General features: G+C 29.1%; 10 protein-coding genes. 8 read left to right on the top strand and 2 right to left on the bottom strand.

Annotation, left to right across the window (positions count from 1 at the left end):
- The first annotated feature begins 59 nt into the window (after positions 1–59).
- Both BMUR_RS01500 and BMUR_RS01495 read left to right on the top strand, forming a co-directional pair.
- Positions 60–1,241, top strand: coding sequence for a two-component system sensor histidine kinase NtrB (locus BMUR_RS01500; protein ID WP_013112825.1), 1,182 nt, complete (start codon positions 60–62; stop codon positions 1,239–1,241).
- Entirely contained in the window at positions 1,234–2,568 is a 1,335-nt protein-coding gene (locus BMUR_RS01495) for a sigma-54-dependent transcriptional regulator (RefSeq protein ID WP_013112824.1), read from the top strand. Before BMUR_RS01500 ends, BMUR_RS01495 begins: the two co-directional genes overlap by 8 nt.
- A gap of 90 nt (positions 2,569–2,658) precedes the next feature.
- On the opposite strand, the gene BMUR_RS01490 is transcribed toward BMUR_RS01495, so the two are convergent.
- The gene (locus BMUR_RS01490; RefSeq protein ID WP_041749966.1) at positions 2,659–3,123 is read right to left on the bottom strand and encodes a PTS sugar transporter subunit IIA; all 465 of its coding nucleotides are present in this window, start codon (positions 3,121–3,123) and stop codon (positions 2,659–2,661) included.
- 292 nt (positions 3,124–3,415) lie between these two features.
- Between BMUR_RS01490 and nagE the strand changes: the two genes are divergently transcribed.
- From nagE to BMUR_RS01475, 3 genes are all read left to right on the top strand, one after another.
- Positions 3,416–4,876, top strand: a complete 1,461-nt coding sequence (gene nagE / locus BMUR_RS01485; RefSeq protein WP_013112823.1) for an N-acetylglucosamine-specific PTS transporter subunit IIBC — start codon at positions 3,416–3,418, stop codon at positions 4,874–4,876.
- A gap of 129 nt (positions 4,877–5,005) precedes the next feature.
- Positions 5,006–6,016, top strand: a complete 1,011-nt coding sequence (locus BMUR_RS15130) for a PTS transporter subunit EIIB (RefSeq protein WP_013112822.1) — start codon at positions 5,006–5,008, stop codon at positions 6,014–6,016.
- A gap of 69 nt (positions 6,017–6,085) precedes the next feature.
- Positions 6,086–7,201: an ABC transporter ATP-binding protein gene (locus BMUR_RS01475; RefSeq protein ID WP_013112821.1), complete on the top strand. Its 1,116-nt coding sequence runs from the start codon at positions 6,086–6,088 to the stop codon at positions 7,199–7,201.
- Between the two features lie 64 nt (positions 7,202–7,265).
- Here BMUR_RS01475 and BMUR_RS01470 read toward each other — a convergent pair whose 3' ends face one another.
- Positions 7,266–8,240 (bottom strand): tRNA dihydrouridine synthase, encoded by a 975-nt coding sequence (locus tag BMUR_RS01470; protein ID WP_013112820.1) that lies wholly within the window; start codon positions 8,238–8,240, stop codon positions 7,266–7,268.
- Positions 8,241–8,448: 208 nt separating this feature from the next.
- On the opposite strand from BMUR_RS01470, the gene BMUR_RS01465 reads away from it, so the two are divergent.
- From BMUR_RS01465 to BMUR_RS01455, 3 genes are all read left to right on the top strand, one after another.
- Complete coding sequence (locus BMUR_RS01465; RefSeq protein WP_013112819.1) at positions 8,449–10,221, top strand: SpoIIE family protein phosphatase; 1,773 nt, start codon at positions 8,449–8,451, stop codon at positions 10,219–10,221.
- A 49-nt stretch (positions 10,222–10,270) separates the two neighbouring features.
- Positions 10,271–11,257, top strand: coding sequence for a hypothetical protein (locus tag BMUR_RS01460; protein ID WP_013112818.1), 987 nt, complete (start codon positions 10,271–10,273; stop codon positions 11,255–11,257).
- 162 nt (positions 11,258–11,419) lie between these two features.
- The gene (locus BMUR_RS01455) at positions 11,420–12,904 is read left to right on the top strand and encodes a hypothetical protein (RefSeq protein ID WP_013112817.1); all 1,485 of its coding nucleotides are present in this window, start codon (positions 11,420–11,422) and stop codon (positions 12,902–12,904) included.
- The last annotated feature ends 65 nt before the right edge of the window (positions 12,905–12,969 follow it).

Here is a 12,969-nt window from a genome sequence, read left to right as displayed (position 1 = left end):
TTCAATTATAATGTTTTTTTGTTATTGAAGTTTTTTTTATTTTTATTATACTTTATAAAATGAATAGGACAAATCAGTTTTTTGATAAAATTTTTCAGAATTTCGATAAAGTTTCTGATGCTGAAAAGAAGAAAGTGTTTCAAAGATTATCTACGCTTTGGTATTCTCAAAATATCATTATAGAAAATCTTGAAGAGGGTATAATAGCAATAGATAATGAAGGAATGATACAGGGGATAAATAAAAAGGCTTGCTTCTTGTTTTCAATACCTAGAAACTCTGAAGGAGAATCTCTTTCAAAATGCATGCCTGATAATGATATAGGAAAAACTATACTTGAACTTATTAATAGTAGTAACGCAGAAACTAAATTATTAAAAGATAATGAAAGTGAAAGAATACTTCAGATAAATATACTTCCTATAGGAGAGAGGGGAAGAATTATAGGCACTCTTATAAAAGCATTTGATATAACAAAAACTTATGAAAGTGCTCAGAAACTTAAACGTGCAGAACAGCTTGCATCACTTACTACTCTTGCAGCTGGGGTTGCACATGAAATAAAAAATCCTCTTGGATCTATTTCTATATATGTTCAGCTTATAGATAAGATAATAAAAAAGAATATGGATAATGACTGTCAGTGTTATAAAGATTTCAAAGAATATTCTGATATTATCAAAGAGGAAATCGGAAGGCTTGAAGATACTATTAACTCATTTTTGTTTTCGGTACGTAAATTAGAATTAAATATTGAAGATGTTAATATAAATGCCCTTATTCTTTCTACAGTGTCATTTTTAAAATATGAGATAGAAAAAAATAATGTTAGTATAGATATAAAATTTGATAAGGACAATTTAATACTAAAATTAGATGAAAGATATATAAAACAGGCTTTAATTAACATAATACAGAATGCAATTGATGCTATGAATGATAATAAAAAAGAGATTTATATAAAATTAAAAACTATTGATAATTATGCTGTTATAAGTATAAAGGATACGGGTATAGGAATAAAAGAAGAAGATTTAAATAAAATATTTGAGCCTTATTTTACCACAAAAAGACATGGCACAGGTCTTGGACTTACAAATGTTGTTCGTATAATAGAGGCTCATAACGGCAATATAACAATAGAAAGTGAATATGGGAAGGGTAGTGAAGTTATAATAAAGCTGCCTTTGAAGCAAGAAAATCAAAAATTTTTAAATACGGATTTATTAGATTATGCCTAAGATATTAGTAATAGACGATGAAAAAAATATAAGAGATGGTATTAAAAAATCGTTAGAGTTTGAAGGTTATGAAGTAGTAACTGCTGAAAACGGAGAGAAGGGTATAGAAACTGTTTATAAAGGCGGAATAGATTTGGTTATAACAGATTTAAAAATGCCGGAAAAAACAGGAGAGGAATTTTTAAAAGATATATTGGAGTTTGATAAGCATATACCAGTTATAGTTCTCACGGGGCATGGCAATGTCGAGACGGCAGTTGAGATGATGAGGCTTGGTGCTTATGACTTTATGACTAAGCCTTTTAATCTTGATAAAATGCTTTTAATAATAGCTAGGGCTTTAGAGAGTAAAAATATAAAAAAGACTAATGAAACTTTAGAAAAACGTGTTGACTACAATGAAAGTTTTTATGGAATGATAGGTCATAGTGCTAAGATATTAAAAGTTTATGAAGCAATAAAACAGGTGGCAAGGACTAAAGCTACAGTTCTTATAGAGGGAGAAAGCGGAACAGGTAAGGAATTAGTAGCAAGTGCCATTCATCAAATATCGGACAGAGCAAAACAGCCTTATATTACTGTAAACTGTGCGGCACTTTCTGAAGGTGTACTTGAAAGTGAATTATTTGGTCATGAAAAAGGTTCTTTTACAGGGGCGGTTGATAAGAAGATAGGAAGATTTGAGGCGGCAAATAAAGGCACTATATTTTTGGACGAGATAGGGGAGATTAATCAGGCTGTTCAGGTTAAACTTTTAAGGGTGCTTGAAGAGCGGGTAATTGAGAGGGTAGGTTCTAATACTCCTATTGATGTTGATATAAGGGTAATTGCTGCTACAAATAAAAAATTGTCTGAAGAGATAAAAGAGGGAAAGTTTAGAGAGGATTTATATTATAGGCTTAATGTTATAAAAATAGAGATGCCTCCGCTTAGAGAGAGAAGAGAGGATATACCGCTTTTGATAGATAATTTTATCAAGGAGTTTTCAAAGGTTCATTCTATAGAAATAAATTCTGTTGATAAAAAAGTTTATAAAATATTATCATCTTTACAATGGGAGGGTAATGTCAGAGAGCTTAGAAATACAATAGAAACTATGGTTGTAATGTGCAAAGATGGTAAAATAGATGAAAGCAGTATTCCTGATTGGGCATTAAAAAGCAGCAGTAATGATGATTTTGTTGTTGATGGAAATGTTACTTTGGAAGAACTTGAAAAGATGTATATTAATTATCTTCTTAGCCATAATAATTTTAATAAAGCTCAGGTTGCAAAAATATTGGGTATTGAAAGGGCTACACTTTATAGAAAGTTAAAAGAAGATTAAAAATAGTAATTGATTATATTTTTTTGATTTTCGTAAAATATAGGGGGGAGTTTATTAAAAAGCACTCCTCCCTAAAATTATTAAAAAATATTATTTAACTATAGTCATTATAACATCTCCAACTTCAACATCTCTGTGTTCAGTTTTTTCTAATGATTTTAATTCTGAGAAGTTTGGTATTATAATAGGCGAAGTAATATCATATTCTTTTTCAATTTCCTCTTTGTCAAATTCTATTAATAAAGTTCCTGCTTTTACTTTGCTGCCTTCCTGAACATGAGCTTTAAAATGTTTTCCTTTTAATTTTACAGTATCCATTCCAATGTGTATAAGTATTTCTATACCCTTAGCAGATATTCCTATAGCATGATTACTATCTACCATAGTAACAACTTCACCATCAACAGGCGAATAAACTTTTCCATCATAAGGAATAATAGCCATTCCGTCTCCAAGTGCTTTGCTTGAAAAAGCTTCATCTTTTACTTCAGTAACATCAACTAATTTTCCTTTTATAGGACTTTTTATTTCAATTTTTTTAGAGAATAAACCCATATAATGCCTCCTCATATTTTTTATAATTTTATCATAAAAGTTTTTAAAGTAAATAACTTTATATGTAAAATATGTGATTATTTGTTTGTTAGTTAACAAAACTAACAAAAAATGCTTGATAATATCATAAATAAATACTATACTATTAATATATGTAAAAAATTATTGTTTTTTATTATTATAGTCTTTAATTTATAAATTATTTTTCTATATTGATGATAAAAGTATCATCGGAAATAATTTTTTTTAATAGTAAAAGATAATTATTTTTTTAAATTTTTATGGAGGATATATGTTTAATTATCTACAAAGAATAGGTAAATCTCTAATGGTTCCGGTAGCTGTATTGCCTGCAGCTGCTATTTTGTTGGGTATAGGCTATTGGATAGACCCTAATGGCTGGGGAGGAGGAAGTCCTGTTGCTGCGTTTTTTATTAAGGCAGGCGGAGCTATTATTGATAATATGCCTATATTATTTGCTATTGGTGTGGCATTTGGTATGTCTAAAGATAGAAACGGTGCTGCTGCTTTAGCTGGATTAGTTGCTTTTTTAGTTGTAACAACTCTTTTAGCACCTGCTACAGTTGCAATGATTCAAAGCAAACCCGTTGATCAAGTACCTGCTGGTTTTGCTAAAATTAATAACCAATTTATAGGAATACTCTGCGGAGTTATAGCCGGCGGCTTATATAATAAGTTTGCCGAAGTACAGCTGCCTGAATTTTTAGCATTTTTCAGCGGAAGAAGATTTGTACCAATAATTACTTCAGTAGTTATGATGGTAGTTTCTTTCATTTTGATGGTTGTTTGGCCTGCAATTTATAATGCTTTAGTATCTTTTGGTGAAGCTATAATTGGTCTTGGACCTATAGGTGCCGGTATATACGGATTTTTCAACAGACTTTTAATTCCTGTTGGTTTGCACCATGCTCTTAATTCAGTATTCTGGTTTGATGTTGCAGGTATTAATGATATACCTAACTTCTTGGGTGGACAGGCTTCTATAGATGCAGGTACTGCTACTATAGGTGTTACTGGTATGTATCAAGCAGGATTTTTCCCTATTATGATGTTCGGTCTTTTAGGTGCTTGTGTTGCTTTTGTAAAAAATGCTAAACCTGAAAATAAAAATAAAATTAAATCTATAATGCTTGCTGCTGGTTTTGCTAGCTTCTTTACTGGTGTTACTGAACCTATAGAGTTTTCATTTATGTTTGTAGCTCCTGTATTGTATGTTATACATGCTTTGCTTACTTGTATATCTTTGATTATTTCTGCTAGTATGAAATGGATGGCTGGTTTCGGATTTTCTGCTGGTTTAATAGACTTACTATTATCTACTAAAAACCCGCTAGCTACTCATTGGTATATGCTTATTGTACAGGGTATAGTATTCTTTATACTTTATTTTGTTATATTTGATTTTGCTATCAGAAAATTTAATCTTAAAACTCCGGGAAGAGAAGATGATGATGAAGCAGAAGTAGAAGTTACTATTTCAGGCGATGCTTCTTATGCAGAAAAAGCATTGATGCTTCTTCCTTTACTTGGAGGTATTGAAAATATAGTTGATATTGATAACTGTGCTACTAGATTAAGATTAGAAGTTAAAGACAATACTATTATACAGGCTGATGAAATTAAAAAATTGTTCCCTGGTGTTTTAACTCCCGGAAAAACTTCTGTACAAGTAATTGTAGGACCTAAAGTACAGTTCTTGGCAGATGAGTTTAAGAAAGTAGCTAAGAAATAATTATTATAACATTTGAAAATATTATAGCCTGCAGTATTATTATTTTACTGCAGGTTTTTTTCTATTATATAGAAATAAAATAAATATTGTGTTAATATTATAATAATTAAATATTATGGGGCTTAATAAATGAAAGATAATAAAAAAGATATAAAATTTATACTTCCTTTAAGTTTATTAGGAGGAAGGAAGAATATAGTAAAAGTAAATAATTGTGCTACTAGACTTAGACTTGAAGTAAAAGATGCTGATAAAGTTAATGCTGAAGAGATAAAAAAATATTATCCTGCTGTACAGAAAATAAGCGATACTGAAGTGCATATAGTAGTAGGAACCAATGCGGGACTGCTTGCTGAATCTTTAGAAAAAATATTAGCTTCTGATGATAGTTCAGACAATATGGCATTACAGCTTATTCCTTTACTTGGAAACAGAGAAAATATAGTAAAAGTAAATAATTGTGCCACTAGATTAAGACTTGAAGTTAAAGATATGAGCAAAGTTAATGCTGAAGAGATAAAAAAATATTATCCTGCCGTACAAAAAATAAGTGATAGAGAGGTGCATATCGTAGTGGGTACTAATGTTTTTTCTTTGGCTGAAGAACTTGAAAAAATATTGAATATTGCTAATACTTCTTCAGATGAAAATAATAATGAAAACAATTATGGCAGCAGGGCTTGGTCTATTATCCCTTTGCTTGGCGGAATAGAGAATATAGAAAAAGTAAATAATTGTGCTACTAGATTAAGACTTAATATAAAAGATATGAATAAAGTTAATACTGATGAAATAAAAAAATATTATCCTGCTGTACAAAAAATAAGCGATACAGAGGTGCATATAGTAGTAGGTACTGATGCTAGTTTGCTTGCTGATGCTTTGAGAAAATTATTAGATAGTCAGAAAGTAAAAACAGTTTTGCTTCTTCCTTTGCTTGGCGGAATAGAAAATATAGTAAAAGTAAATAATTGTGCTACCAGATTAAGACTTAATGTAAAAGATATGAGCAAAGTTGATACTGATGAAATAAAAAAATATTATCCTGCTGTAGAAAAAATAAATAATAATGAAGTACATATAGTAGTAGGTACTGATGCCAATTTACTTGCTGATGAGTTAAAAAAATTTGTTTTATAATAATAAATCATATATTTTTGGCTTAAAATAATTTAGATAATATATTACAAATAGAAGGAAGGGCTTAGTATGTCAAGCATAAAATTTGAGCATGTAAGAAAAGTATATGATAATAATGTAGAAGTAGTTAAAGATTTCAGCTTGTATATAGAAGATAAGGAATTTGTTATTCTTGTAGGTCCTTCCGGATGCGGTAAGTCCACAACACTTCGTATGATAGCAGGACTTGAAGATATAACAGACGGTAAACTTTATATCGGCGATAGATTAGTTAATGATGTAGCTCCAAAAGATAGGGATATTGCTATGGTTTTTCAGAACTATGCTTTATATCCTCATATGTCAGTATTTAAAAATATGGCTTTTGGTTTGGAATTAAGAAAAACTTCTAAAGATGAAATAAAAAAACGTGTAAAATGGGCTGCTGAAATTCTTGATATAGCACATTTATTAGACAGAAAACCAAAAGCATTATCAGGCGGTCAGCGTCAAAGAGTGGCATTAGGAAGGGCTATGGTAAGAAATCCATCCGTATTTTTATTAGATGAGCCTTTATCAAATCTTGATGCCAAATTAAGAGTACAGATGCGTACAGAATTAATTAAACTTCATAAACAGCTTCAGACTACTTTTGTATATGTAACTCATGACCAAATAGAGGCCATGACTATGGGTACTAGAATAGTAGTTATGAAAGACGGAGATATTATGCAGGTTGATGATGCTAAAACTCTCTATAATAGTCCTAAAAATTTATTTGTAGCTGGATTTATTGGGGCACCTCAAATGAATTTTATAAATGCTGTTTTAACTAAAAAAAGCGGAAAGTGGTATGCTAGTTTTGACGGATATGAAATTGAACTTAATAATGACAGAATTTCAAAACTTGATGATTCTTATGATGGAAAAGAAGCTGTACTTGGAATAAGACCTGAAAATGTTTTTTTATATAAAGACAAATCAGAAAGCAATTCTCCAAATTTGATACAGGCTGTTATAGATGTTATCGAGATGATAGGTTCTGAAAGTTATCTGTATATGAACTTCGGAGATTCTCAAATTACTATAAGAATAAATACAAGCGAAGATTATAAAAGAGATCAGCAGGCATTTATGGATTTTGATTTGAATAAACTTCATATATTTGATAAAGATACTGAAAAAAATATTTTAGTAGAGCAGTAAATAATAATTAAATAAGGCTTTGAGTTTTTAGTCAGAGCCTTATTTATTATAAATATTTATATTATTAAGATATTATGCTGTCCAATATTTTAAATAATTCTTCTTTGCTTTCGCATTTCATAAGTTCAATTTTATTTTCCATTCTATATCCAGTTAGATATTTCATAACAAACTTACGCATAAAATGTATACCGCTTATTTCACCATAAAGTTCACAGCAGCCATTAATATGTTCTTTAATAATGTTTTTTAAACTGTCATTTTCTGTTATATCATTATTATAATCATCATTATCTTCAAATATTGTGTTAAGCTCTCTGAATATCCAAGGATTTCCAACAGCACCTCTTCCAACCATTATTCCATCCACATTTGATATATTAAATGCTTTTAATGCATCTTCTTTAGTTTTTATATCTCCGTTTCCTATTAGTATATAATCTTTTCCAAGTGCCTCTTTTACTCTTGCTATAGCCTCCCAGTCAGCAGTACCTCTGTATAAATCGCTTGCATATCTTCCATGCAATGTAAGAAAGCATGCTCCATTTTCTTTTAATGCTAATGCTCTTTCTATTTCTCCGCCTTCTCCTCGTTTGAGTCCAAGTCTTATTTTTACGCTTACAGGCAAAGGCGATACACTTTTTACAGCATTTAGTATTGAAACCATTTTACCTGTATCTTCTAAAAGTCCAGCCCCTCCGTTATTTTTTACTACTTTTTTTGTGGGGCAGCCCATATTAATGTCTATAAATGAAAATCCGCTTAAATTGGTTATTTCTATTGCCTTTTTATAATCATCTTCATTGGCCCCGAATAACTGAAGTGATATTGGGTATTCATCTTCTTTATGCTCCATATATCTGTAAGTTTTTTTAACCTGTCTTGCTAAAGCAGCAGCACTTACAAGCTCTGTTATAAGAAGTCCTGCTCCAAATCTTCTTGATAATCTTCTAAATATATAATCAGTATATCCAGCCATAGGGGCTAAAAAAAATCTTGATGGTATATTTACACCTTCTATTGTTATGCCTCTTTTCATATCTTCCTTAAAAATAATTAAATTTTTTGATATAATATAACAATTAATAAAAAAACTTCAATATCATATTATTAAATAAAATTGCAGCTGATTTTATCAATGACTATTAAAACGAGTAGAATGCTTAAAAAGAAAAAATATATGTTGACTATAAAATACACTATGATATAATAAAATAGTATATACTAATAACATTTAGAGGTATTGTGTGGATATATATGATATAGTGGATAATCCCGAAAAGCAGCTTGAAGTATTTTCTGGTATTATCAAAAGAATGAATGCCAGCGGCGATCATGATGAAACCCTAGTTACAATCATATCAGAAATAAAAACTATTATGTACACAGATTCTATTCTTTTATATTTGGTGGATCAGGAATTATATAATCTTCACTATGAAATGTCTATAGGTCCTTTGGGAAGTAAATTCTTTGGAAATATTATTGACAGCGAAAGACCTCTGGCTGTAAGAGCTTATACCACATCATGTTCATTATATTCTAATGATCCGCAGGAAGATTCTGCTTTTATTCCTATGAAAGAAGTATTAGGAGAAGAGCTTAAAAATATATTATTTGTACCTCTAAAAGTAAGAAAAAAAAATATAGGTTCATTATTTTTAATAAATAAAAAAAATGGAAAGTTTATAGAGCAGGATACAGTTGTAATGTCATTATTTGCTAATATTGTATCTTTAGCTTTAGTTAATAAAATGGTATACGACAGAGCACAGTCAAGGGCTTATGAGGTAGGTGCTTTGTATCAGATGTCTATTTCTATCAATAAATGCGAAACTATTGAAGAGATACTTAATGATAATATCAGTATAGTATGTGAGGCATTTGAAGCTCATAGAGTATCTGTTATATTAAAAGATAATGGAGTTTTCAAGTTTAAGGCTGGTATTGGTATTGATGAAGATGTTCTTAAATACGGTATTGTAACTGTTGATGACAATGTACTTTCAGAAGTTCTTCGTACTGGAAAGCCTGTTTATTCCTATGATGTAGACAGAGACAGCAGATTCAGACCTAATAAAAGTCTTAGATATAAAAGAAATAGTTTTATGGTAGCTCCAATCGCAGCGAAAGATGAGATAATAGGTTTTCTTTCTGCTACAGAGAGAAATATTGATAAGGCATTTAATTTAAGTAATTTATCGCTTTTAGAAATGCTTGCTCAGCAGATAGGCGAGAATTATATGCATGTGTTATTATCTGAAGAGTCAAAAATAAAAGAATCTCTAACAGAAGAGATTAACTTTACAGAACAGCTTCAGAAAAGCGTACTTCCTAAAGAGTTTCCTAATGACGGTTTATTTGATATAGCAGCGGTAAGCATACCAAGTAAAAATGTAGGCGGTGATTTCTACGATTATATAAAAATAAGTGATGCTAAATATGCTCTTGTTATAGCTGATGTATCTGGTAAAGGTTTGGGGGCTGGATTTTTTATGACTATGACACGCTCTATATTAAGAGTGTATTTTTCTGAGATGGACGATCCTGCTAAAATATTAGAATCTGCAAATAAGCATATATATAAAGATTCTAATAATGGTATGTTTGTTACTTGTTTCTTAGTTGTTATTGATACTGAAAATAAAACTCTTACATACTCTAATGCAGGGCATTTAACTCAGTATTTATTAAAAAAATATCAAATTAGTTCTTTAGATTCTATACTTGAAATGCATACTCATGGTAAGCCTTTAGGATTTATTGAAGATGCTAAATATCAAAATAAGCAGATTTCTTATTCTAATGGAGATACTATTATTTTATATACCGATGGTATTACTGAAACTTTCAATAAAGATGAAGAAGAATATGGCGAAGAAAGACTTAAAAATATTCTTAAAAATGATTATGATGATGCTAAAGAATTAGTTGATGATATAGTTAATGAAACTATTTCTTTCAGAGGAAAAACTCCTCAATTTGATGATATCACTCTTTTAGTTGCAAGATTATTGTAATATTTTGTTGATATATTTTTAATTATATTATATTTGTTATGGAGATTATATGAAAAAAATACTTTTATTAATTACAATTATGTCTTTATTTATAATTCAGTGCGGTAATAAAACTAATACTGTTAATACAAATGAGTCAGTACAGTCAAATGAAACCATACCAGCAGCAGAAATATTATCAAAAGAAGATGCATCATTTTTAGAAAAAGTAAAAAATAAAATATTAATAGGCGGAAATGCTCAATATACTTTCAAAGATAACGGTGATATAGAGTATGTATTTGAGCATGGAAGTTATAGAGAAGATAAAAATTATATCTTTGAATCTTCAAAAGATGGAATTAATGCCTACTATTATGAAACTTATAATATACAAGATAGATACAAAGAAGGACCAAGTAATATAGCTACAAATTATAAAGGCTTTTCAGTAATAAATGGAATTCTTTATGAAGATAATTATCAAGGTTATGAGGGCGATCCTATTGAAACAATAATGACTAAATGGGAAAAAGAAAATTATTATTCTAATTACTACTACAGAGAAGTAAAAGAAAATCCTAATTTTGATAATTTTCCTTATGAGAATAAAGCAGATGTAACTTTCGATGAGTATAATAGAATATCAAGAGGCATATTAATATCAAAATCAGATTACAGACCAAAAGAAGTAGGAGATATTAATAATTATAATTTTGATAATGTATATACAAATGGTTATAATGCTTCTATCGAATTAAAGAAAAATGATGACGGAACATTTTATTTCTATGCTATTAACATAACTACAGATGAAAATGGACAAACAGTAACCAATATTCAAAGTACAGATGTTAGTAAAATGTTATTATCAGAAAATCAGTATGTTGAGCCTTATTGTGAGATATTTGACAATTCTATGGAGTATGGTGAAGTTTATGGTGCTGATGGTACATATATGTTAGATATAACTCCTATAAGTTCTGATGCTTTAGTTTTAGTTGAGAATAATGGAAGCTATGGATTTAGCGGAGTATTTAAAAAGCAGTCTAATTAATTTTTATTTATTTTGAAATTTAAAGGCTTTATCAATTATTTGTTGGTAAAGCCTTTTTATTTTATAAAGTTTTTTAGTGTATACATAATTAATAATACTTATATTGAAATAAATACATCTACATAGTATACTTATTTTTATAATATGATTTAAGGAAAAACTATGAAGAAAATATTTTTACTCATTACAATAATGTCTTTAATTATAATTCAATGCGGTAATAAAAGTGATAATCAAACTACTTCTAATAACAATGTCAATACAAATGAAACAGTGCAGTCAAATGAAACTATACTAGGAGTAACAGTAGAAATATTATCACAGGCAGATGAAGCATTTTTAGAAAAGGTAAAAAATAAAATAATTATAAGCGGCAGTGCTAAATACACTTTCAAAGATAACGGCGATATAGAATATGTATTTGAGCATGGAAAATATAGAGAAGATAAAAATTATATATTTGAATCTTCAAAAGATGGAACTAATGCTTATTATTATGAACTTTATAATATACAGGATAAGTACGAAAAAGGACCAAGTAATATTGCTGCAAATTATAAAGGCTTTTCAGTAAAAAACGGAATTCTTTATGAAGATAATTATCAAGGATATGAAAGCGACCCTAATGAAACTATAATGAGTAAATGGGAAAAAGAAAATTATTATTCTAATTACTATTATAGAGAAGTAAAAGAAAATCCCAACTTTGATAATTTTCCTTATGATAATAAAGCCGATGTAACTTTTGATGAATACAATAGAATATCAAGAGGTATATTAATATCAGAATCAGACTACAAACCAGAAGAAGTAGGAGATATTAATAATTATAATTTTGATGGTGTATATTCAAATAATAATTCTTCTATAGAATTAAAGAAAAATGATGACGGAACATTTTATTTCTATGCTATTAACATAACTACAGATGAAAACGGACAGACAGTAACTAATATTCAAAGTACAGATACAGATAAAATGGTATTATCAGAAAATCAGTATGTTGAACCTTATTGCGGTATAGGTTCTCAGACTTTAGATTATGAAGAGGTTGTAGGTGCTGATGGAGGTTATATTATATCTATTCAGCCTATAAGTGCTGATACTATTATGGTAACAGAACCTAACGGAAGCTATGGATTTACTGGTATATATAAAAAAGCTCCTGAAATAATAAATGATGATGATAAAAGCACTAAAGAAAAAGCGTATTATAATGCTTGCAGATGGTATGCTGAAAATTACAGTGAATTAAATGATATTTTTAATAAAATTGTAGATTTTGATTTTGAGGGCGGCGGATATTATGAGATTAACATGGAGAATGTATATCTCTATATAGCTAAATTTGAAAATTCAGGATATTTTTCTGACAATTATATTAAAAATTTAGAAAATCGTTTTGAAGAAATAAAAAATTATTTGGAAGAAAATAAACAAAATGACGGAGCTGTTGAGGGTATGGAAGCAGACTGGTTTTTAGCTGCTCAGGAAATTGATTATTATCTTAATATTATAACTAATGAAATGACGCTTAAAGATATAGTAAATTATGATGGAGATTCTCTATGCATAAGTAATGAGGCTGGAGAGTCTGTAATTTTAGAGGTTAAAAAATATGGTGATGAATGGCTTATTGAAAAATAAATAAAACAAATAATATAAATTTTTTAATAAAAAAATAAGGCTTTACTTAATTACTTAATTTGTAA

Origin of the sequence: Brachyspira murdochii DSM 12563, from assembly GCF_000092845.1 — a bacterium.
In the GTDB taxonomy this organism is placed as follows: Bacteria; Spirochaetota; Brachyspiria; order Brachyspirales; family Brachyspiraceae; genus Brachyspira; species Brachyspira murdochii.
The sequence above is the reverse complement of the archived record's forward strand: the minus strand, read 5'-3'. Positions and strand labels throughout refer to the sequence as shown.